The organism is Haloarcula sp. Atlit-47R, from assembly GCF_003665985.1.
Classification (GTDB): domain Archaea; phylum Halobacteriota; class Halobacteria; order Halobacteriales; family Haloarculaceae; genus Haloarcula; species Haloarcula taiwanensis.
On record NZ_QPLQ01000002.1, the window covers coordinates 845,575 to 865,887 of the forward strand.

General features: G+C 67.5%; 20 protein-coding genes. 6 read left to right on the forward strand and 14 right to left on the reverse strand.

Annotation, left to right across the window (positions count from 1 at the left end; genetic code table 11):
* Positions 1–10 precede the first annotated feature (10 nt).
* Entirely contained in the window at positions 11–205 is a 195-nt protein-coding gene (locus DVK00_RS12025) for a XapX domain-containing protein (RefSeq protein ID WP_004518274.1), read from the reverse strand.
* A 467-nt stretch (positions 206–672) separates the two neighbouring features.
* Here DVK00_RS12025 and DVK00_RS12030 point away from each other — a divergent pair, with 467 nt between their 5' ends.
* Complete coding sequence (locus tag DVK00_RS12030; protein ID WP_101349055.1) at positions 673–1,713, forward strand: zinc-binding dehydrogenase; 1,041 nt, start codon at positions 673–675, stop codon at positions 1,711–1,713.
* A 21-nt stretch (positions 1,714–1,734) separates the two neighbouring features.
* Here DVK00_RS12030 and DVK00_RS12035 read toward each other — a convergent pair whose 3' ends face one another.
* Together DVK00_RS12035 and DVK00_RS12040 are read right to left on the reverse strand one after the other, a co-directional pair.
* A complete protein-coding gene (locus tag DVK00_RS12035; RefSeq protein WP_101349054.1) occupies positions 1,735–2,946 on the reverse strand; it encodes a cation:proton antiporter in 1,212 nt (403 codons plus the stop codon).
* A 31-nt stretch (positions 2,947–2,977) separates the two neighbouring features.
* Positions 2,978–3,466, reverse strand: a complete 489-nt coding sequence (locus tag DVK00_RS12040) for a cation:proton antiporter regulatory subunit (protein ID WP_101349053.1) — start codon at positions 3,464–3,466, stop codon at positions 2,978–2,980.
* Positions 3,467–3,635: 169 nt separating this feature from the next.
* On the opposite strand from DVK00_RS12040, the gene DVK00_RS12045 reads away from it, so the two are divergent.
* Both DVK00_RS12045 and DVK00_RS12050 read left to right on the forward strand, forming a co-directional pair.
* A complete protein-coding gene (locus DVK00_RS12045) occupies positions 3,636–4,409 on the forward strand; it encodes a CbiX/SirB N-terminal domain-containing protein (RefSeq protein ID WP_101349052.1) in 774 nt (257 codons plus the stop codon).
* Positions 4,410–4,485: 76 nt separating this feature from the next.
* A complete protein-coding gene (locus tag DVK00_RS12050) occupies positions 4,486–4,953 on the forward strand; it encodes a DUF2062 domain-containing protein (RefSeq protein ID WP_101349051.1) in 468 nt (155 codons plus the stop codon).
* 21 nt (positions 4,954–4,974) lie between these two features.
* Here the strand turns inward: DVK00_RS12050 and DVK00_RS12055 are convergent, their stop codons facing one another.
* Genes DVK00_RS12055 through cobN form a run of 3 tightly spaced genes read right to left on the reverse strand, consistent with a single transcriptional unit; the run spans position 4,975 to position 10,388 of the window.
* Entirely contained in the window at positions 4,975–5,739 is a 765-nt protein-coding gene (locus tag DVK00_RS12055; protein ID WP_121577762.1) for a cobalt-precorrin-7 (C(5))-methyltransferase, read from the reverse strand.
* Positions 5,732–6,511: a precorrin-8X methylmutase gene (locus DVK00_RS12060; RefSeq protein WP_121577763.1), complete on the reverse strand. Its 780-nt coding sequence runs from the start codon at positions 6,509–6,511 to the stop codon at positions 5,732–5,734. Before DVK00_RS12060 ends, DVK00_RS12055 begins: the two co-directional genes overlap by 8 nt.
* The gene (cobN, locus tag DVK00_RS12065) at positions 6,501–10,388 is read right to left on the reverse strand and encodes a cobaltochelatase subunit CobN (RefSeq protein ID WP_121577764.1); all 3,888 of its coding nucleotides are present in this window, start codon (positions 10,386–10,388) and stop codon (positions 6,501–6,503) included. Before cobN ends, DVK00_RS12060 begins: the two co-directional genes overlap by 11 nt.
* Before the next feature lie 35 nt (positions 10,389–10,423).
* On the opposite strand from cobN, the gene DVK00_RS12070 reads away from it, so the two are divergent.
* The 3 genes from DVK00_RS12070 to DVK00_RS12080 all read left to right on the forward strand — a co-directional run bounded on the left by DVK00_RS12070 (position 10,424) and on the right by DVK00_RS12080 (position 13,544).
* Entirely contained in the window at positions 10,424–12,559 is a 2,136-nt protein-coding gene (locus DVK00_RS12070) for a VWA domain-containing protein (RefSeq protein WP_121577765.1), read from the forward strand.
* Between the two features lie 65 nt (positions 12,560–12,624).
* Positions 12,625–12,831, forward strand: coding sequence for a CbtB domain-containing protein (locus tag DVK00_RS12075; RefSeq protein WP_053966588.1), 207 nt, complete (start codon positions 12,625–12,627; stop codon positions 12,829–12,831).
* Entirely contained in the window at positions 12,831–13,544 is a 714-nt protein-coding gene (locus DVK00_RS12080; protein ID WP_101349046.1) for a CbtA family protein, read from the forward strand. Before DVK00_RS12075 ends, DVK00_RS12080 begins: the two co-directional genes overlap by 1 nt.
* Positions 13,545–13,553: 9 nt before the next feature.
* Here DVK00_RS12080 and DVK00_RS12085 read toward each other — a convergent pair whose 3' ends face one another.
* From DVK00_RS12085 to DVK00_RS12120, 8 genes are all read right to left on the reverse strand, one after another.
* The gene (locus DVK00_RS12085; protein ID WP_121536199.1) at positions 13,554–14,234 is read right to left on the reverse strand and encodes a DUF3552 domain-containing protein; all 681 of its coding nucleotides are present in this window, start codon (positions 14,232–14,234) and stop codon (positions 13,554–13,556) included.
* A gap of 148 nt (positions 14,235–14,382) precedes the next feature.
* Positions 14,383–15,639 carry a PQQ-binding-like beta-propeller repeat protein gene (locus DVK00_RS12090; protein WP_121536197.1) on the reverse strand — a complete coding sequence of 419 codons (1,257 nt, stop codon included), beginning with the start codon at positions 15,637–15,639 and terminating at the stop codon, positions 14,383–14,385.
* Positions 15,632–16,003, reverse strand: a complete 372-nt coding sequence (locus DVK00_RS12095; RefSeq protein ID WP_053966592.1) for a DUF3209 family protein — start codon at positions 16,001–16,003, stop codon at positions 15,632–15,634. Before DVK00_RS12095 ends, DVK00_RS12090 begins: the two co-directional genes overlap by 8 nt.
* A 22-nt stretch (positions 16,004–16,025) precedes the next feature.
* The gene (locus DVK00_RS12100; RefSeq protein ID WP_121536195.1) at positions 16,026–17,249 is read right to left on the reverse strand and encodes a CbiX/SirB N-terminal domain-containing protein; all 1,224 of its coding nucleotides are present in this window, start codon (positions 17,247–17,249) and stop codon (positions 16,026–16,028) included.
* Positions 17,246–17,905, reverse strand: coding sequence for a cobalamin biosynthesis protein (locus DVK00_RS12105; RefSeq protein ID WP_101349042.1), 660 nt, complete (start codon positions 17,903–17,905; stop codon positions 17,246–17,248). Before DVK00_RS12105 ends, DVK00_RS12100 begins: the two co-directional genes overlap by 4 nt.
* Positions 17,902–18,177 carry a ferredoxin gene (locus DVK00_RS12110; RefSeq protein ID WP_101349041.1) on the reverse strand — a complete coding sequence of 92 codons (276 nt, stop codon included), beginning with the start codon at positions 18,175–18,177 and terminating at the stop codon, positions 17,902–17,904. Before DVK00_RS12110 ends, DVK00_RS12105 begins: the two co-directional genes overlap by 4 nt.
* Positions 18,177–19,181 carry a precorrin-3B C(17)-methyltransferase gene (cobJ, locus tag DVK00_RS12115; protein ID WP_101349040.1) on the reverse strand — a complete coding sequence of 335 codons (1,005 nt, stop codon included), beginning with the start codon at positions 19,179–19,181 and terminating at the stop codon, positions 18,177–18,179. Before cobJ ends, DVK00_RS12110 begins: the two co-directional genes overlap by 1 nt.
* A gap of 2 nt (positions 19,182–19,183) precedes the next feature.
* Complete coding sequence (locus DVK00_RS12120) at positions 19,184–20,110, reverse strand: precorrin-3B C(17)-methyltransferase (protein ID WP_101349039.1); 927 nt, start codon at positions 20,108–20,110, stop codon at positions 19,184–19,186.
* Between the last annotated feature and the right edge of the window lie 203 nt (positions 20,111–20,313).

The window sequence follows — 20,313 nt, forward strand, 5'->3', positions numbered from 1 at the left end:
GTGTAGTTGCTCAGACTTTCAGCAGCGACAGCAGGCTGACGCCGACGTCGAAGTACTCGATGAGGCGATAGCCGACGAGGATGCCGAGGATACCCATGACACCGGCGAGGTTCGGCGGGGCCGGAATGGGGACATCCAGCAGTCCGAACACAACGCCGGTAGCGACACCGGTCATCGTCGCGACGATAACGAGTGAGAGATTCATCGGTCGGTCACCACTGTCCTGCCGCGAGGAGCCACCCAGTCGCATGTCAGATCGCCCCGAGAGCGGTCAGAGAGTGTGTTTGCAGTGTGTGTCATTGGTGGCGTAGAAAACGGGTTCGAGCGGTAAGTATGCTCCTCATCGGGCCAGCAGTGGTGGGGAGTAGCACACACCAACCCAAGAGAGGGCTGTACTACCGAGAAACGAAGCCCTGTAAGTAGATTCTTCGGTTATTAGTAGAGAAATATCCACTATTCAAGTTTATATTTAGCTTTTCTCGACGCACTAGATATAATAGGGCACCGTATCTCTGCTATATCTAAATATTGCCCGTATTATGAGAATATAATTCCCGTAAGTAGATAGATTATGATGTATCCAGATACAGGTGTACGACCGCAGTAGTGCAACCACGACTAGTATCGTCCGGGAGGCTGGCGTTTATAACCAAGCCACGGGAAGTGGTGACGATGCAAGCCGTTCAGTTCGACAGTCACGGCGACCGTGATGTGCTCGAGTATGGCGAGTTTCCCGACCCCGAACCCGACCGCGACGAGGTGGTCATCGACGTGAAGGCGGCCGCGCTGAACCACCTCGACATATGGACCCGGCGCGGCCTTCCCGGCGTCGACCTCGACATGCCTCATATCCCCGGCAGCGACGCCGCGGGCGTCGTCGACGAAGTCGGTGACGACGTTTCGCGGTTCGAACCCGGCGACCGGGTGGCCGTCCTCGCCGGCAAAAGCGGCGGTGGCGACGAGTTCACGCGAAAGGGTGACCCGACACTTGCGCCGGATTTCCACATCATCGGCGAACACGTCCGGGGCGTCCACAGCGAGTACGCCGCTGTGCCTGCCGAGAACCTCACGCCAGTCCCCGAAGGCGTCGACTGGGAGACAGCCGCCGCGTCGCCGCTTGTGTTCCAGACCGCCTGGCGGATGCTTCGCGACCGCGGCGACCTGAAATCCGGCGAGTCCGTCCTCGTTCTCGGCGCGTCCGGCGGCGTCGGCCACGCTGCCGTCCAGGTCGCAGACCACGCCGGCGCGGAGGTGTTTGCGACCGCCAGCAGCCGGGAGAAACTTGACTACGCAGAAGAACTGGGTGCGGATCACACCATCAACTACGAGGAGGCGGACTTCGCGAGCGAGATTCGGGACCTGACCGACGGCCGCGGCGTCGATATGGTCGTCGACCACATCGGCGCACAGACCTGGCAGGACTCGCTCAAGAGCCTCGTCAAGGGTGGTCGCGTCGTCACCTGCGGGGCGACAACCGGTGGCAACCCGGAGACGGACCTCAACCGCATCTTCTGGAACCAGTTGCAGGTCATCGGCTCGACGATGGCCACTCCGGGTCAGGCCGACGAAGTGCTGGAGCTGGTCTGGCAAGGAGAAATGGAACCACGGGTCCGCGAGACGCTCCCCATGAGCGAAATCGCCAGAGCACACGAGATAATCGAGGACCGCGAGGGCTTCGGAAAGGTCGTAGTCGTTCCCGACAGCGAACTGTAGAACCGGCTCGCGTTTTTTTCGTTACTCCGTTCCGAACCGCGCTGTCGCGAACTGCTCGAAAGGGGCCGAGTACTGCATCAGCATCGTTCCGAGAATGCTCATCAGAAGGACGTAGGCGACGGTAAACGAGTAGACCGCGTTGGCCAGCGCTGTCGACAGCGACGTGCCTGCGCCGGTCAGCGCAACGGCGGCGATGATCAGGGAGAACTCGCCGCGGGTGACCATCCCGAGGCCGACACGCATCGACCGCCGGGGGTTGAGCTCGTAGGCGCGGCCGCTCAGATAGCCGGATAGGATTTTCGTCGGTGTCGTAACGACGATAGCGGCGGCGACAAGCCCCGCGACGCCGGCGAACAGCCGCGGGTCGGTCTCGACGCCGATCCAGAAGAAAAACACCGCCGCAAACGTGTCGCGGAGCGGTTCCAGCAGGCTCTCCAGTTTGTGCGTGTGAGTGGTCGGGGCGAAGGCCATGCCGACGAAGAACGCGGCGACGGCCTCGCTGACGCCGATAGCGAGGGCGAAACCGGAGACCAAGACCGTGATGCCGACGGCCCGGACCACCGTGAACTCGTTCGAAGTCGTCTGTAAGGCCCGCTCGAACCACGGCGTCCCGTAGCGGGCCAGGAGCAGGAGTGCAACGATGAACGACAGCGCGATGCCGACGGAGGTCGCGGCGGCCGCCACATCAGATCCCCCAGTGACGAGCGCGGCTGCGACTGTGAGGTACACGGCGATGAACAGGTCCTCGAACACGAGCGTCCCGAGCATCGGGTCGGCCTCGTCGTTGGCGATCCAGCCGAGGTCGATGAGCGACTTCGTGATGATGGCCGACGAGGAAATGTAGACGATACCGGCGGTGAGGAAGGCCGCGAGCGGGTCCCGGAACAGCGCGAACCCGAGCATGAGACCGGCACCGAAGTTGATGGCGAGGTCGATGGTCCCCGCTCTGGTGATGCGCTCCCAGCTCTCCAGCAGCCGGTCGAGGTTGAACTCCAGCCCCAGGAAAAACAGCAGAAAGACGATACCCAGTTCCGCGCCGAGCTCGACGAACTCCGAGGACTCGACGACGGGAAGGCCGTAGCCGGCGACGGAAAACTGCCCCGCAACAGACGGCGACAGCAGCATCCCGATGATGATGTAAAACGGGATCACCGACTTGTTCAGCCACACAGCGACGAGCGTGGCGGCGGCGACGGCGGCGAACAAGACACCGATGCCGAGCAGGTCAGCCACGGCGGGCCTCCGGCGCTTCGGTCCCAGCCATCTACAGGTCTCCGGTGAGGAGCTTCTCGAACTGCTCACAGTTCTCGCGTTCGCCGATAACCACGAGGGTGTCCGAGGCTTCGATCTGCATGTCAGGCGACGGGCCAGCGATGACGTTGTCATCGCGCTGTATCGCGACGACAGTGACACCGGTCCGCTGCCCGACGTTCGCACCCGCCAGCGTCTCGCCGACCAGCGGCGAATCACTCTCGACCGCGTACCACTCCAGCAGCGTCCCCTCCGACAGCATCGTCTCAACGTGGCTGGATTCGACCGGCTGGAAGTACGCGCCTTCGAGTATCGTGCCGACCATCCGCGCCAGCCGGTCAGAGAGTTCGAGGAGTTTCTCGGAGTCGGCGTCCTCGTCCTTTTTGAGGTACAGTTCGCGTGTACCCGTGTTGTGGGTCACGACTACCAGTTGCTGCCCGCCGCCGATGTCCACCTCGTGTTTCTTTCCCACACCAGGCAGGTCGGTCTCTGTCACGTCCATAGCCCGGAATTGCGCTCGACTGCGTATAAGCCCCTGTGCCCGGGCTCGGATAGCGGGTCGCCGACGCCCGAGCGGCAGGACCCAAAGGTATTAGTGGATTCCTGCCAACGTTCAGGCAAGCCAACTTTCGCTAAAACAACTCAGATTGTTTTAGCGTCGGACGCTACCAATGCCACACGACACACTCCTGCTCATCGGTCGGGACACGCCACGCGCTACGCCCTACGAGACACACGCTCGCCGGCTGCGCGAGCGTGGGGTAGCTACTGACGTGGCGGTGCTGACCTACGACCACGAACCCCGTCGGGAGTTACGCGACGAACTGGTAGCCATCGACGCCGACCGCGTGTTCGCGCTGCCGATGACCGTCGCTCACGACCACGCGACAGTCACGGACGTGCCAGCGGTACTCGACGAGGTCAACGCCGAGACGCACTACTGTGAACCAGTCGGGCGGAGCCCGCTGCTGACCGAAGCGCTCCGGGACCGTGCCGCCGCTGCGGTCCCGGAGGCCCCCGACACCTCCGTCGCGCTCGTCGCCTTCGGCTCCAGCGGCAAGCCGTACCAGCGTCAAGTGACTGAATACCACGCCGAGCGCCTGCGCGAGCGCTCGGCCTTCGGCGAGGTGGAGCCGTGCTATCTGCTTCAGAACCCCGCTGTCGAATGTGTCCGATACAATCTCACCCACGACCACGCCGTCGCTGTGCCGCTCTTTCTCGCGCCGACTGACGCGACAGAGACACAGATTCCCGCCAAGCTCGACCTCGACAGGGGCGGACTCGCCTACACCGACACGCTGGACGACCACCCGCTTGTCACCGAGGCCGTCGCAACCGCCGTCGAGACGGCACGGACGATGGCCGACTCACGCACGCCACAGACGTTCGAGGCGACGCTGGCCGCGACAAACCGGCCGATGGCGACCGACGGTGAAGGCGATTAGGGCTGGCGCGGCGTCAGAACCGGGGACGCCGAACGAGAGGAAGCGATTTGTACCCACGGTACATCCTGACACGTAGATGGTTCGCCGACGAGTAGCGCAGACGCGGGAACAGGTCAAAGAGAAGCTCGTGGCTGCGCTGATAGAAGACCACTCGCCGCGGGAAGTCGCGGTGAGCTTCAGTGTGGGCGTGTTCCTCACCGCGCTCCCGACGCTAGGGACTGGCTTTCTCGCTTTCCTCGTTCTCGCGTACCTGTTCAAACAACTCAGCAAGGTTGCGCTGTTCGCGTCTGTACTGATACTCAACCCGCCGGTCAAGTGGGGCGTGTACGCGACGAGCTTCTGGCTCGGGAACCAGATTCTGGGGCCGGTGCCCGGCCTGTCGTTTGACGGTGTCTCGGTCTCGATGGGGAGCGACGTGCTGGTCCGACTGTGGACGGGGAACGTCGTTCTGGCCGTCGTGTTCGCCGCTGTCGGCTACGTGCTCGCGTTCCGGCTTATCAGCGAGTACAGGCGACGGCAGGGATGGACGGCCGAAATTAGCTAGACAGGACTGGAGGCGCGCGCGTCACTCTCGCCGCACGACGAACACCGACAAGTCCGAGAACCGCGTGTCCTCCCTGCTGTCACCGCCGGAATCCTGTGCGAGGTCGCCGAGCGTCGTCGCGGTGCGGGCCTCGTCGTCGTGGGTGAGTCGCTCGTAGACCAGCGCCGGCAGATCGGGGTCGCCGCCGGCGTCGAGCAACTCAGTCGCAACGTCCTCGGGCATCAGGTCGAACGGGCGCGGGAGGGCGAGCAGGTGTCGGTCACCCACATCGCTCCGAAGTCGGTCGAGGTCGGCCGAGAGGTCACCGCTCTTGTGCAGCGTGACGAACGTCGTGTCCTCCATCGGCGTTCGGGCGCGACTGGCCGCGACCTGGAGCGACGAGATGCCCGGCACGACGCGGACGGGGCGGTCGACGGCCCGCTGGACCTTCCCGACGAACTGGTAGCCCGAGTGGTTCGGGTCGCCCATCAACACGGCCGTCCCGCGCTCGCCGGCGGCCACGCGCTCGGCGAAGGCCTCCAGCGTATCGAGTTCGTCGCGGTAGCCACAGGTCAGCAGGTCGGCGTCGGTGCGCTCGGCGACGAAGTCGACGACCGTCTCGAAGCCGACGACCACGTCGGCCTCCCGAATCGCCTGCTCGCCCCGCGGCGTGAGGAAGTCGAGGTTCCCCGGTCCGATTCCGACGGCGTTGACCGGCCGGTCGGCGGCGGGGTCCTCGGGCGCGCTCGCCGCAAGGGCGGCGGGGTCCGGCCCGCTATCGAGGTCGTAGTCGTCTCCTTCAGTCATCCAGGGAGACGTCGCCCTCCCGCACGTCACTGGCGACGTGCACCAGTTCGTTCGTCAGGCCGGCGGCCAGCCCGCTCCCGCCGCGGCGGCCGACGTTCGTAATGGCCGGGACGCCGTGCTCGGCCGCCACCTCGCGGAGCCGCTCCCGGCTCTCGGCGGCCTTCACGAAGCCGACGGGCGTCGCGACGACGACGGCCGGCCGGGTGCCGTCCTCGATACAGTCAGCGAGCGCGAGCGCCGCCGTTGGCGCGTTCCCGACGACGGCGATAGCGCCGTCGTAGACGCCCTCGCGGTCGAGTTCCAGCACCGACGCGGCCGTCCGGGTCATGCCGGTCTCGGCGGCCAGTTCCGCGCCGTTGCCGATGGCCTTCCGGACCGGGCAGTCGTGGCCGCGGCCGGTGATACCCGCTTTGACCATCGTGATGTCGGTGACGATGGGCTGTTCGTCGAGGACGGCCTGTGCCCCCGCGCGGACCGGTTCGTCGTCGTCCGCGCCGGTGAAGCGGACGAGGTGCTGGAACTCTGGGTCGCCGGTCGCGTGGACGGACTTCTGGCGGATGCGGTCGGCCAGCGTCTCGTCGGGGACGAGTCGGCGAACGCGGTCCATCGACGTCTCGGCGATGTCCATCGCGTTCTCCGTCGTCGCGCCGAGGTCGGCGTACTCCTCGAAGTCGTCCTCGTCGTTCGTCTCACCGTCCGTCGCGTCGTCTGCGTCGGCGGTTTCACCGCCTCCGTCTCGCGACCCCTCCGGGGTCGCGCCGTCAGTCGTCATCTGAAGCCACCTCCGTCCGTTCCGCACTGCTGTTGCGCGCTTCGAGGTCTCCGTCCACTTCCAGATTCAGGTCCCGCAAGCGGTCGCGCGTCTCGTCGTCGGCGTCCCAGAGGCCGCGGTCGATGGCCTCCAGCAGCGTGTCAGTAATCGAATCCAGCGCCCAGGGGTTCACGTCCCGGAGCCAGTCCTGGCGGTCCTCGTCGAAGGCGTAGCGCTCGGCCACGTCGTCCCACAGCGTATCGCTGACGACGCCGGTGGTGGCGTCCCAGCCCAGCACCACGTCGACCGTGGTCGAGAGGTCGCCCGCGCCCTTGTAGCCGTGCTCCTCCATCGAGTCGAGCCAGGCGGGGTTGAGGACGCGGGCGCGCATCGCCTTGCGCACCTTCTCCTCGTTGGTGTAGACGTCGACGTTATCCGGGTCCGCGGAGTCGCCGACGTAGGAGTTCGGCTCCTCGCCGGCGATCTCGGTCACGGCGGAGATGAACCCGCCGTGGAAAGCGTACCAGTCCGAGGAGTCGAACTCGTCTTGCTCGGCGGTGTCTTCGATTTTGACCGTCGCGTCGACCGACGAGAGGCGGCGCTCGAAGGACTCGTGGGCCTCGCTGACGCGGCCGCGCGAGCCCATCGCGTAGCCGCCCCACTGGACGTACACGTCGGCGAGGTCCGAGCGGTCGTCCCAGTTGCCCTCGTCGACGGCCTTGTTCGTCCCGGCTCCGTAGCCGCCCGGCCGGGTCGTGAACACGCGGTGTTTGGCGGCGCTGCGGGCGTCGCTCTCGTCCATCCCGTCAGCCACGAGGTCGTCGGTCTCCGCCTCGACGTGCTTTTTCACGTAGTTCATCTCGTGGGGTTCGTCGAGGTCGACCACGGCGTCGACGGCGTCGTGGACCACGCCCGCCGCCGCGGGGAAGGCGTCCCGGAAGAGGCCCGAGACGCGCGTCGTCACGTCGATACGCGGGCGGCCGAGTTCCTCTAAGGGAATCGGCTCCACGTCCTCGACGCGGCCGGCGTCGGACCAGACCGGTTCGACGCCCATCAGCGCGAGTACCTGCGCGATGGTCTCGCCGCGGGTCCGGACCGTCGGCGTCCCCCAGACGACGACGCCGATTTCCTCGGGGTACTCGCCCTCGTCGCTCTCGTGACGTTCCAGCACGCCGGATGCGACTTCGCTGCCCACGTCCCAGGCGGTCTTGGCCGGGACCTTCCGCGGGTCGAGCGTGTAGAAGTTCCTGGCCGTCGGGAGCAGGTCGACGCCGCCGCGGGTCGGCGCGCCGGAGCCGCCGGGCGGGACGTACTCGCCCGCCAGTGCGTCGGCGGTGCGGGGGATCTCGTCGGCCGCACCGGCCACCCGCGGAGCGGCCTCCTCGCAGATGTAGGCCAGCGCCTCGCGGAGGTCGTCGTGCGCGCCGGACCGAGCGCGGGCGTCCCCGAGGGGGTCGATGTCGACGACGAGGAGGTTCATGTTGACCTCCGAGTCGCCGTCGTCGAGTTCGCTCACGGGCACGTCGAAGTCGTACTCGGCGAGCGTCCCCACGAGGTCCTTGCTGGTCTCGTGGACGCGGTCGGCGGCCTCGGCGTAGGTCATCCCCAGGGCCTCGTCGTACTCGCCGGGGGCGTTGCGGAGTTTGTCGTAGTCGACGCCAAGCACGCCCGCGACGCTCTCGCGCAGCGACGGCGCGCCGGGGTTCTCTAGGCGGGTGAGCGCGACCAGATAGTCGACCAGTCGGTCGTCGGCCGGCGGTTCGCCCATCGTGTGCAGGCCCTTGCGAATCTGGGTGGTCTTCACGTCGGTGAGGTACTCGTGGACGCGCTCGACGAGTGCGTCGATGTCGAGGTCGTCGCCTTCGACGTCTCCCTCTGCGAGCGTCGACCCGGCCTCGTCTGGTCCCCGCACGTCTGCTTTCTCGTCAATCTCACCGGCGATGCCGAGTTCAACGGCGAGGTCCAGTTCGTCGACCGTCCGGCGAATCTGCTCGGCGAGGTGTTCGCCGTCGTCGCTGCGGGCGTCCTCCATGCCGGCCTCGCGGTAGCGGTCGGCCAGTTCCTCCAGGTCGGCGAGGTCGTCGTACGTTCCGGCGTTGGCCATCACCGGCGTCAGGTAGTCGACGATAGCGGCGTAGGAGCGCCGTTTCGCCTGCGTTCCCTCGCCGGGGTTGTTGACGATGTAGGGGTAGACGTTCGGGATGTCGTCGATGAGCTGGTCGGGTGCGCTCTCGCCGTCGAGTCCCACCGTCTTGCCGGGGAGCCACTCCAGGCTGCCGTGAGTCCCGAGGTGGACGACGGCGTCGGCCTCGTAGGCGTTGCGGAGCCAGCGGTAGAACGCGACGTAGTCGTGGGGCGGCTGGAGGTCCGAGTCGTGGTACACCTTCGAGGGGTCCATGCCGAACCCGCGCGGGGGCTGCACCGTCACGAGAACGTTGCCGAACTCCGCCCCGGGAATCGCGAAGGGGCGCTCGGGCGGGTCGCCCCACTCCTCGACCACGTTCGCGCGGAAGTCCGCGTCGAGGGCCTCGAACCACTCGCCGTACTGGGCCGGCGAGACGGTGTCGACGCTCATCTCGCGTACGTCCTCGGGCGCGACCCAGCGGTCGTCGAGGGTCAGCTGTGCGGTGAGGCGTTCGACGAGCGACTGGCCGCTGTCGGGCATCGTATCTCCCAAATCATACCCACGGGCGTCCAGTTCTTCGAGCAGATTCACCGTGCTCTCGGGCGAGTCCAGCCCGAAGGCGGTCCCGATGCCGTCGTCGCTCGGCGGGTAGTTGTGCAGGACGACGGCGACCTGCTTCTCGTCGTTCGGGGTGTGGCGCAGTTCGGCCCAGTTGACTGCGAGGCGCGCGACGTGGTCGACGCGGTCGTCGATTGGGAAGTGCTGCTTCGGGGCGCTGCCGATGTCGGCGGCGTCGTCGGTGCGCTCCTTGCCCGAGATGGGATGCGTGATGACGTTGCCGTCGAACTCCGGCAGCGCGACCGAGAGCGCGAGTTCGAAGCCCATCACGCCCGTGTCGCTGCTGTCGTACCGGGAGCGCGAGCGCATCGTCGTCACGGTCTGGATGACGGGGACACCGAGTTTGTCGAGGAACACGTCCTCGGCGTCCTGTCCTTCGTCGTCGGCGCTGCGGCCGCGTTCGTCCATCGACAGCGAGAACATGAACGACGAGCAAACGGCGTCGACGAGCGGATTACCGTCGGCGTCCAGTAGCCACTCCTCGGTGACCTGCTCGGCGTTCCACTGGCCCTCAGCGTCGGTCGCCGGCTCGCAGAAGATGGGGAGCGCGTTCGCGCCCTGGGCCTCGATGGCTCGGACCTGCGCGTCGACGTAGCGGGTGTTCTCGTGGGTCCAGTGGGACTCGTAGAACCAGACGGCGACGGTCGGCTTCGCGGGGTCGAACGTCGCCCGCAGTTCCTCGATGCTCGCACCCGGATGGTCGGGGTGGTAGACCCCCTCCGTCGGCAGTGTCACCGGGTCGTCGTAGGAGGGGTCGGCGTCGCCGTACTGCGCGACGAGGTAGCGGGCGCAGTTGGCGACGTTGCTCGCGCCGCCCCTCTCCAAGTACTCGTAGACCGTCTCGCGGTGCTCGTCGGGAACCGACGTGTCCTCGAAGGCGAAGGCGTCGCCAGTGGCTTTCACCACGAGCGGGACGCCGGCCTCGCGCAGGCGCTCGACAGCCAGGTCGTAGCCCGGCATGCTGTCCTCGGCCCCGTGGAGCCAGAGGATTACGGCGTCGGCGTCGGTCAGTTCGTCGACGAACGCCTCGACCGCCGGTTCGTCGTCGAGGTCGCTCTCCGAGCGCACGACGAGGTCCGCGTCCACCTCGCCCGCGGCCCGCTGGACGGCCCCGAGTTCGTTCTCCGTCGCGGTGTAGAGTCCTAGCTGTGGCATAACGTTATTAAATCTCCGTTTACACTAATACAAGTATGGTTGTATTCGGCGCGGGCAAAAAAGCTTCGCAGGGGCCGACGTTCGCGGGCGTCGTCGGCCAGCGCGACCTGAAAGAGGGGCTGCTTGCGGTCGCGACGGACGATGACCTCGACGGTCTGCTGGTCCGCGGCGAGAAGGGCACGGCGAAGTCGACGGCGGTGCGGGCACTCGCCGACCTGCTCCCCGAGCAGCGCGCGGTCGCGGACTGCCCCTACGGCTGTCCGCCCGACCGCCCCGAGGCCCAGTGTGAGGACTGCCGGGCGCGCGCGGACCCGCCCGTCGAGACGCGCTCGGTCCCGCTGGTGACGCTCCCGCTCGGCGCGACGCGGGACCGCGTCGTCGGGACCCTCTCCGTGGCGGACGCACTGGACGGCGACCACGAGTTCGACCCCGGCCTGCTGGCCCGCGCGAACCGCGGCATCCTCTACGTCGACGAGGTGAACCTGCTTGACGACCACCTCGTGGACGTGCTGCTCGACGCCGCCGCGAGCGGCGTGAACCGCGTCGAACGCGACGGCGTCACCGTCACGCATCCCGCCGCGTTCACCCTCGTCGGGACGATGAACCCCGAGGAGGGCGACCTGCGGCCCCAGCTCCGGGACCGCTTCGCCCTCCAGACCGAGGTCAGCGCGTGCGAGGCCCTCGACGACCGGGTCGCCATCATCGACCGGGCGCTCGGAGAGGGCGACGAAGGGGGAGACGGGACCGAACCCGACCGCGACCCCGGCGAGCGACTGCGGACCGCCCGTGAGATTCTCCCCGAGGTTGACCTCGCCCGCGAGTTCCGCGAGCAAATCGCCGAACTCTGCCGGGACGCCGGCCTCGACGGCCACCGTGGCGATATCGCCACAGCGCGAGCAGCCCGGACGTTTGCCGCACTGGACGGGCGGACGACGGTTCTCGAATCAGACATCGAGCGCGCCGCCGAGTTCGCGCTGCCCCACCGGCTCACCTCTCGACCCTTCGAGGACGCGCCGGACGTCGAGGACGTGCTGGACGACCACTTCGATGACGACGAGGGCGAAGACGAGGAAAGCGGAGACGACACCGAGGAAGCCGACGGATCGGAGAGTGAAGCGGATGACGAGACGGCGGGCGGAGAAGACGCAGACGAGTCAGCGGCTGACGGAAACGACTCGGACGGCGATGCCGGTGGTGGCCCACAGAAACAGCGCCCCGACGATGGCGAGCGCTCCGAGGACCGCGAGGGGGGAGACGAACCGGGCGGTCCAGCGCCCGCGTCGGCAGACGGAGACGGGGAGGGTCAGGGGAGTGAGGCCGAATCGGATGCCGGCGACGACCGTGACGAGGACGGCAGCCCCGACGACCCGGAGGACGCGACGCCGCTCCTGCCCGGCCAGTCTCGTGCGGCAGTCGGCGACAGCGACGCGCCCGACGTGGACGCCCCGGAGGTCGACACGGACGGCGGCGCGGCGAGCGGCCGCGCGGGCGCGACGGGCACGACCCGCGGCGCAACGGTCCGCACCGAGCGTGCCGGCCGCGACGACGAGGTCGACGCTGCAGCGTCGGTCCGGGCAGCAGCCAGCCGCGGGAGCGGCCGCGTCGAGTCGCGAGACCTCCGCAAGTCCGTTCGCGCAGGCGACGCCGAGACGCTGGTCGTGTTCGCTGTCGACGCGAGCGCGTCGATGCGCCCGGCGATGCGGGCCGCAAAAGGCACCGTGCTGGAACTGCTGAAAGACGCCTATCAGGCCCGCGACCAGGTCGCCTTCGTCACCTTCGCCGGCGAGAGCGCGGACGTGGTGCTCCCGCCGACCGACAGCGTCTCGCTGGCCGCCCGCCACCTCAAGGACCTGCCGACCGGCGACCGGACGCCGCTGCCGGCCGGCCTGACCGCCGCCCGCGAGGTGCTCGACCGCGCCGACCCGGACGCCGGCGTCGTCGTCGTCGTGACCGACGGCCGGGCGAACACCGCCGACGGGAGTCCGGTTGCAGCGACCAGAACCGCGGCGCGAACGCTCGGTGAAGCAGCCGACCGGACCGTTATCGTGAATGCTGGTGAAGAGGGGCGCGCTGGATTGCTCGACCTTGTTGCAGACGAAACAGACGCATCAGTCGTCCCGCTGGACGCGCTGACCGCCGAACGCGTCGATGCCGTCGCCAGCGAACAGTAACCCCCGAAGCTGTGTCAGGCGGAAGTTTTACAATCTTACTTGTTCTTAAGACAAACGAGATTTCAATGCAGGACGACACTGACACTGCACGCGCAACGGACAGCGTGCACGACCGTATCGAACGCGCCAGAGCGTCGCTGACTGGTCCACAGGTCGCCATCGCCGTCGCGCTGGTGGCGGCGCTCGGCTTCACGCTGTTGTTCGTGCAAGACCCAATGTTGCACGACTCACTGCACAACTTCCGACACAGCGCCGGCATCACCTGCCACTGATGGCGACTAACTACCTCGAACGCGGCGCGATAGCCGGCGTGGCGGGTGGGCTGGTCTACGGCCTGTTTGTCGCGACGGTCGGGAACGCCTTCACCGCCGGGCTGGAGACGTTCGAACACGGACACAGCCACGGCGGCGGGCCGGCCGTCTCCGAGCTGACGACGACGGTCGCCAGCATCGGCGGCGGCGTCCTCTGGGGCCTGCTGTTCGGCGTCGCCGCCTTCGGCATGGCGTACTTCTTCTTCGAACCTGCGATTCCCGGGTCGGGCGCGACGAAGCGACTGGTGCTTGCGGGAGCCGGCTTTCTCACCGTCTCCGGCGCGCCGTGGCTCGTCTTGCCGCCGCAGCCACCGGGCGTCGAGCAGGCGCTCGGAACGGAGACGCGCCTTGCGTGGTACGCCGGCCTGATGGCGCTGGGGGCGCTGGTCGCAGTGCTTGCCGGGCTCGCGTATCAGCGGACGGAACACCGCCACACCGCTGTTCGACTCGGAGCCACGGCGCTGCCGCTCGCGCTGCTTGCGGCTCCGGTCGTGCTCGCGCCGGCAAACCCGGTCCACGGCGACGTTCCTGCCGCGCTCGTCGCGGCCTACCGCTGGACAGTCGTGTTCGGCCAGCTGGTGCTGTGGGCCACCATCGCTGGTGTTCACGCATGGCTCGGTGACCGTGAGACGCCTGCCACGGACAGCTTGGACTATCCCGCGACGGCAGACTGACGACGCGGCTCAGACTTTTCCCGCAACCGTCCCGAGATTCAGCGCCAGCCCGACGATACCGACGACAGCAGCGATAGCGAGATCAGCTGTCGTTCCGCCGGCGCTGAACGGGGCCGTACCGGCAGATGCCAGTGCGCCGAACCCGATGCCGGCGACGACGAGCGCCACGCCGGCCAGCCCGACGAGCATCGTGCCGGTCGGGCCGAACTGACCGGCCGCCCGGTCCGCCTCGTACCGGTCCAGTGCGTCCTGCATCGTCTCCGTGACAGACGCCTCGACATCCGCCATCTGCCCCGAAAGGTAGGTGTGCAGCGTCTCCTCGTGCTCGTCGAGCTCCGCGGCGCGCTCGGAAAGCTGCGTGTCGTACTCTGTCAGCTCGGCCTCACGCTCGTCGAGGGCGGTCTCACGGTCCTCAAGCGCGGCTTCGCGTTCATCGAGCTGGTACTCCCGCTCGTCCAGTTCCGTCTCTCGGCGGTCGAGTTCGTCCTCGCGGGCGTCAATCTTCTCTTCGCGCCGGTCGAGTTCCGCGCCCCGCTGGTCGAGACCCATCTCCCGCTCGTTGAGCCGTCGCTGCATCTGTGCGAACTCCCGCTCGCGCTCTGTAGGGTGATCGGCGGTGCTGTCGTCGTCGGCTTCGGCATCCGCCGCTGGCTGTGCTTCCTCGTGGTCCGGGTCTGTGTTGTCGGCCATACTGGACTCCGGTACCGAGACACTACGACTGGCGAATGGTTAGTTTGACACCACATAACACAGTAATCGGAGCCAAACCGGGGACAGCACGTCGACGTAAAAAGCAGTCTGACAGACCGCTCCCGGTCCAGAGTGGGACGTCAGCGCGTCAGCGACAGGGCTGTGCTAGCCCGACTCGATGCAACCGATACGCGCCGCGCTCGCGGCCCTCGTCGTGGTAGACGACCGGCTCCTCGACGGCGACGGCGGTTCCGTCGGAGACTGCCGCCGCCGTCACGACGCCGTCAGTGTCCAGCGTGTCGACAGGGCCGTCTGTGACATCGAACAGCCGAAGCGCGTGGTCGTCGGCGTCGCGGTCCCGGAAGTTCTGCGCGCCGGGAACAGCCAGTAGCGAGCCGTCAGTCCCCAGCCCGCTGGCGAAACCGCCCACGGGCGCGTCCCAGCGGCGGTCGCCGTCGAGTGAGAGACCAACGGCGGTGTGCTCGTTCGGGTGGCGGGCGTCCGTCTCGCGGCCGTCCTCGGGGTAGGTGTTACCGGTGACGAACACCGCGCCCCCGTCAGTCGCGTGGACGTGGTTCGGGTACGCGTAGACGGTGTCGCCGGCCACGTCGGTCGGCGTCGCCAGCGGAACGCGCCATCGTTCCCGACCGCCGCTGTCGAGCCGGTAGCCACAGTAGTCGCCGTGGCTGGAGACGACAGCGCCCTCGTCAAGCAGCGCGACATCGCCGATGCGGCGCTGGCCGTCGGTCCCGGGGTCCCACATCCAGCCCGGGTTGCCGTCGTCGGCGTCGAGTACGACGAGGCCGTGCTGGTGGTCTCCGGGACACCGGTTGTATGCGACAGCGACGCGGTTCTCGTCGGCGTCGAGCGAGATGGGGGAGCCGTCGGTTCGGTACATCCAGTCGACGGTTCCGTCAGGTCCGAAGGCGTAGACGACGCTCTCGAAGTGGCGCAGGTCGGTTCCGTCGTCGTCGGTGCGACGCTCGTACCGCCGGGCGGCAGCGTAGCAGCGGTCGCCGTCGGTGGCGAGGCTGGCCACGAAGGGGAGCAGGAAGCGCGTCTCCTGCTGCGCCTCGCCCAGGTCTGTTCTGGTTTCGTAGCGCCAGCGCAGGTTTCCGTCGGCATCGTGACAGCGGATTTCGCCGCGGGCGCTGCGTTCGCCGACGACGACACCGCCGTCGAAGGGCACCGCCGAGACGACGCTCGGTTCGCCGTCCGTGTCGTACTGCCAGCGCCGGTGTGGCGGGCCATCGCTCGCGGCGTCGAACGCCTGCAGGTCCCCGTCAGCGGTGCCGACGACCGCGAAGCCATTCGTCAGCGTGACCGCCGAGCGGCGGCCCTGATGCCGCGAGCGGGCCGGTGTCACGTCCCCGAGGTCGACGGTCGGGGTGCGCTGGCTACTCATCGACCGGGAAGGCCTCGTGGAGCACGTCGTGGGCCTCACCGAGTCCGGCGAGGACATCCTCGCCCTGCATGGTGATGCGCGACACCGCCCGCTCGGCGTCGCGGACGGCGACGAGTCGACCCCGGAGGTAGTCGTATTCGGGGTCGTCCTCATCAGTCGCGGCGATCTCTTCTTCAAGGTCCACGAGTGCGGCGTCGAGGTGGCGCTCGATGGCGGCCAGCGTCTCCGCGCCCGCGAGGGCCTCGATGGGGCCGGTCATGTGGCCCTCCAGCTCCTGTTCGGCGTGCTGGCGGGCGTGGTCGTCTTCGGTACCGAGGACGTTCATGAGGCCCAGTCGGAGGGCCTCGATTTCGTAGCAGCTCATGGATGTAGTAGTGTTGTAAGTCTCAAAGCGTCTGGTCGACAAGTTCGCTTACGATGCGGTCGCGGTCCAGATGCGAGGAAACGATGTCGGCGGCGTCCTCGTCTTCGACACCGCCGTACCAGACGCCGTCGGGATAGACGGCGACCATCGGTCCCTCGCCACAGCGGCCGAGACACGACGACCGCGTGATGCGGGCGTCACACTGGTCGCTGTCGCGGGCGGCCTGACGGAGCCGTTCGAGGACCGCCGGCGCGCCGTCCTGTGCGCAGGTCTGGTTCGTGCAAACGGCGACGTGTTTCTCGGGGGCGTCGTGGACGTGCGGGTCGTCGTCGACGTTCTCGCGGTCGGCGTGTTCGGCCTGGTGGGTCAGCGCCCGGAGCATCGCGCGAGCGCCGCCCTGGTCCTCCTCGTAGCCGTCGAGCTCGACCTTGTACTTGCAGGTGTCACAGGACATCTCGACGCTTCCCGTGCGGGCTTCCTGCCAGCGGTCGCCGAGCACGTCCAGCAGGCGCGTGTCGGTCCCCAGCGGTTCGCCGGGAGCGGCGTCGACATAGGGATACTCCTCGTCGAACTCGCGTGCGCCGTCCTTGATACGGCCGGTCAGCACGCCGTCGCCGAGCATGTACGGCACGACGACGACGGCGTCGGGCCGGCTCTTGGCGATGTCGTGCAGCGTCTCGTCCAGTAGCGGCTCGGTGACGCCGATGAACGACGCCTCGACCCGCGAGAACTCGCGGCCCTCGTACAGCAGGCGGGCGAGCTTGTGTACGTCGGCGTTGGCGTCCGGGTCGCTGGAGCCGCGGGCACAGACCACGACGGCCACGTCGTCGTCTTCGCGGTCGACGCCCAGTTCGGCCTCGACGGCCGCCGCGCGATCGTCCAGCAGGTCAAGCAGCGCCGGGTGGACGCCCAGGTGTGCGCCGTTGTTGATGGTCAGTTCGGGGTGGGCCTCGCGGGCCTGCTCGACGGCCAGGGGCACGTCGTTTTTGACGTGACTGGCGGCGAATAGCGAGAGGTGGACCACCGACACTTCCGAGACCGCCCCGGCCAGCCCCGCGATGGCCTCGTCGATGGCCGGCTCCGCGAGTTCGAGGAAGGCCGCGTCGACGGGGAGGCCGAGTCGCCCTTCCAGTTCGACCGCGAGGTCGCGGACCTGTTCGTTGGACTTCTCGCGCCGGGAGCCGTGGCCGACGAGCAGGACCGCCTCGTCGTCCAGCGTCTCCGGCGCGCTGATGGCTTCGCTCATCGGACTCGTTCGATACTCTTCCGGAGCTTGCGCCGCCGGCTGGGCGCGAACAGCCCCGTCTCCTCGCTACCCTCGTACAGCCAGTCGCCGAGGGCAGGTGCCGCGTCGTCGTCCACGCCGAACCAGTAGCCTGAGGACGTTTCCGAGAGGTCATCGTAGGGCGCGTCGACCGGACAGCGGTCGAGCAGCGTCTGTATCGTCCGGAGGAGTCGCTCGTCTTCGTGGACAAAGGAGATGCCGACGGCGTCGTCGTCGGACTTGAAACAGACCGTGCCACAGCCTTCGAGCAGCCCCCGGAGGAGTTGCCGGTCGTAGTCGGCTAGCGCGTCGAAGCGGTAGCCGCCCGAGTCGCCCTCGAACGGCAGGCCAAGCGCCGCGCTGGCGCGGTCGGCCAGCCCGCCGACGACTTGGACGGTGAACTCCTCCTCCTGACGGGTAATCGAGGTGTCGTGGGCATACGCCCGCTCGACGATGCGGCGGTCGGCTCGCTCCGCACCAGCGATGGAAGCGAGCCGCCGAGCGGCCGTTTCGTCGTTCGTCCGGACGGTGATACAGCTGTCCTCGCACTCGCCGTCGCCGGTGACCCGACCCCAGAAGTACGCCGTCTCGGGGTGGGCTGCGAGCATATCGTTTGGCGCACCCGTTTCGACGCTCATGGCTGGACCTCCTCGTGGTCGGTGGCGGCAGGTGTATCGGCGGCCCCGGCGTCCTCCTCGACGGATTCCACGTGAATCGCATCGAGCGGACAGGCCGCAGCGGCCTGCTCGGCATCGTCCCGCCGGTCGTCGTCGAAGGTGGCCTCGATTGCCGTCTGGTCGTCCGTCTCGATAGCCGCCAGTCCCTCGCTATCCTCGACGAAGCGGGCGTCACGGACGAGACAGGCGAACACGCCGTCGCAGGCCTTGCGGTCGATAGTGATTCGGTACATCAGTAGTCGTACTTGGTTTCGTAGCCCCGCGGGGTCACCATCCGGTCGTCCCAGACGTAGGTGTCCTCGTTGCCCACGAGCAGCGTAGTGGTCATGTCCACGAGGTCAGTTTCGCCGAGTTCGGGCAGTTCGCCGAGTTCGACGATTTCGACCTGCTCGTCCTCTCGGCCGGCGGCGTGGACGACGCCGACCGGCGTCTCGGGGTCGCGGTGCTCCAGCAGAATTTCACAGCACTTCTCGTAGTTGTCCCGGCGCTTGCGACTCCACGGGTTGTAGATGGTGATGGTGAAGCCCTCCTTGGCGGCGGCGTGGAGCCGCGATTCGATGGTCGGCATGTCGGTGAGGTGGTCCGACAGCGAGATGGAGACGGTGTCGTTGACCAGCGGCGCGCCGACGCGGGCCGCACAGGACTGGGCCGCCGGGACGCCCGGCACCACGTCGAAGTCGAGCATCGTCGCCGTCGCGCCCTTAGATTCGATTATCTCCAGCGCGAGGCCCGCCAGCGCGTAGACGTTCGGGTCGCCGCTGCCGATGATGGCGACGTCGTTGCCCGCCAGCGCGCGGTCGATTGCCTCTTCCGTTCGAGACACTTCACCGCACATCGGCGTGTTGTAGATGTCCTCCGCGGCGTCGGTCACCTCGTCGGGAAGCAGTTCGACGTAGGTCGTGTAGCCGACGATGTGCTCGGCGTCCATGAGAGCGGACCGGGCGCGGGCGGTCATCCCCTCCGGCTGGCCGGGGCCGAGGCCGACGGCGATGAGTTGGCCCGGCTCGGCGTCGAAGTCGTCGACCGTCGCGCCGACCTCCTCCTCGTCCGAGTCGCTGGAGGAGGACGCGCCGCAGGAACTGCTGCTGGACGACGAGGACGTGGACGACGAGGCCCCGCACTTCGAGGCCGTATCGTCGCCCGTGTCCGGTGTCGTTTCTGTGGACGAACTCGCCTCGCTTGCCCCGCACTTCGATTCTGTCTCGGTACTTGCGTCGGTAGTATTGTCAGTGCTCATTGTCAGAAGTCGTCGACGTCACGCCCGCCACGCGGGGTGACGAGGAATTCTTGGTAGTCGTTGCGCCAGACTTCGGTCTCGTGGGTACCGACGACGATAGACGAACCCATGCCACCGACCTTGTCGTCGTGGTCGGGCAGGTCGCCGAGCGTCGTAATCGTCTCCGTCTCGTCGTCGAGATTGCGCCCGGCCTCGCCGCGGCCGGAGTCGTTGACGATGGCGGCAGGCACGTCGTCGGCCCGTTCCTCCCGCAGAACATCGACGGCTCGCTCGTAGTCGCGCCAACAGTTGTAGAGCACCACGACGAAGCCGCTGATTGCGGCCGCGCGCAGCTTCTCCTCAATCTCGTCCCAGCCGCGCCACTTGTCCGACAGCGAGATGGTACAGAAATCGTTCGACAGCGGCGCGCCGAGGTTGGCCGCGCCCGACAGCGCCGCGGTCACGCCGGGGACGATCTCGATTGGCACGTCGTCAGCGTCGTCGGCGTCGGCCATCGTAAAGAGGAGGTCGGACTTCCCGTAGACGTTCGGGTCGCCCCCGGAGACGTGGGCGATGTCCTCGCCGGCCCGGACCCGCTCGAAGGCCTCGCGGGCGAGTTCGACCTGCTTGCCCATCGACGACCGGATGAGGGTCTGGCGGCTGCCGTCGGGCCGCTCCAGCACGGTTCCCTCCTCGTCGGCGACCGCGCCGTCGTCGGTTTCGCCGTCGAGTTCAGCCGATTGGGGCGGGAGCGTGCCGTCCTTCCGGAGGAACTCCTGATAGAGGTTCGAGGCGATGATACAGTCAGCGGTCTGGATAACGTCTTTCGCCCGCTGGGTCATGTCGTGGGGGAGCCCCGGCCCGATACCGACCACGTACAGCGTCCCGTAGTCGGCTGGACGCGTCGCCTCAGCCGCGGCCGCTGTCGACTGGCGTCCGTCGCTACTCATCCTCGGTCTCCGAGGGCAGCCGGTCGAATCTCGATACTGTGGCGCATGGTGAGTACAACGCCGCTTTCGCATAAAACAATTTTGCTTGTACTAGTTCAATCGTATGTGTTGAGAGGAAGTAGTTTGGTTGTACCCGAGTCACAGAAGCGTCGAAAACAGTGGCTGTCCAATCACACTCACGTCGGTGACTCACGCCGGAAACA

Excerpts from the sequence above, each read along its gene's own strand:
- DVK00_RS12025 (WP_004518274.1), bottom strand. The coding sequence starts at position 205 with ATGAATCTCTCACTCGTTATCGTCGCGACGATGACCGGTGTCGCTACC.
- DVK00_RS12030 (WP_101349055.1), top strand. The coding sequence starts at position 673 with ATGCAAGCCGTTCAGTTCGACAGTCACGGCGACCGTGATGTGCTCGAG.
- DVK00_RS12040 (WP_101349053.1), bottom strand. The coding sequence starts at position 3,466 with ATGGACGTGACAGAGACCGACCTGCCTGGTGTGGGAAAGAAACACGAG.
- DVK00_RS12045 (WP_101349052.1), top strand. The coding sequence starts at position 3,636 with ATGCCACACGACACACTCCTGCTCATCGGTCGGGACACGCCACGCGCT.
- DVK00_RS12050 (WP_101349051.1), top strand. The coding sequence starts at position 4,486 with ATGGTTCGCCGACGAGTAGCGCAGACGCGGGAACAGGTCAAAGAGAAG.
- DVK00_RS12055 (WP_121577762.1), bottom strand. The coding sequence starts at position 5,739 with ATGACTGAAGGAGACGACTACGACCTCGATAGCGGGCCGGACCCCGCC.
- DVK00_RS12060 (WP_121577763.1), bottom strand. The coding sequence starts at position 6,511 with ATGACGACTGACGGCGCGACCCCGGAGGGGTCGCGAGACGGAGGCGGT.
- cobN (WP_121577764.1), bottom strand. The coding sequence starts at position 10,388 with ATGCCACAGCTAGGACTCTACACCGCGACGGAGAACGAACTCGGGGCC.
- DVK00_RS12070 (WP_121577765.1), top strand. The coding sequence starts at position 10,424 with ATGGTTGTATTCGGCGCGGGCAAAAAAGCTTCGCAGGGGCCGACGTTC.
- DVK00_RS12075 (WP_053966588.1), top strand. The coding sequence starts at position 12,625 with ATGCAGGACGACACTGACACTGCACGCGCAACGGACAGCGTGCACGAC.
- DVK00_RS12080 (WP_101349046.1), top strand. The coding sequence starts at position 12,831 with ATGGCGACTAACTACCTCGAACGCGGCGCGATAGCCGGCGTGGCGGGT.
- DVK00_RS12085 (WP_121536199.1), bottom strand. The coding sequence starts at position 14,234 with ATGGCCGACAACACAGACCCGGACCACGAGGAAGCACAGCCAGCGGCG.
- DVK00_RS12090 (WP_121536197.1), bottom strand. The coding sequence starts at position 15,639 with ATGAGTAGCCAGCGCACCCCGACCGTCGACCTCGGGGACGTGACACCG.
- DVK00_RS12095 (WP_053966592.1), bottom strand. The coding sequence starts at position 16,003 with ATGAGCTGCTACGAAATCGAGGCCCTCCGACTGGGCCTCATGAACGTC.
- DVK00_RS12100 (WP_121536195.1), bottom strand. The coding sequence starts at position 17,249 with ATGAGCGAAGCCATCAGCGCGCCGGAGACGCTGGACGACGAGGCGGTC.
- DVK00_RS12105 (WP_101349042.1), bottom strand. The coding sequence starts at position 17,905 with ATGAGCGTCGAAACGGGTGCGCCAAACGATATGCTCGCAGCCCACCCC.
- DVK00_RS12110 (WP_101349041.1), bottom strand. The coding sequence starts at position 18,177 with ATGTACCGAATCACTATCGACCGCAAGGCCTGCGACGGCGTGTTCGCC.
- cobJ (WP_101349040.1), bottom strand. The coding sequence starts at position 19,181 with ATGAGCACTGACAATACTACCGACGCAAGTACCGAGACAGAATCGAAG.
- DVK00_RS12120 (WP_101349039.1), bottom strand. The coding sequence starts at position 20,110 with ATGAGTAGCGACGGACGCCAGTCGACAGCGGCCGCGGCTGAGGCGACG.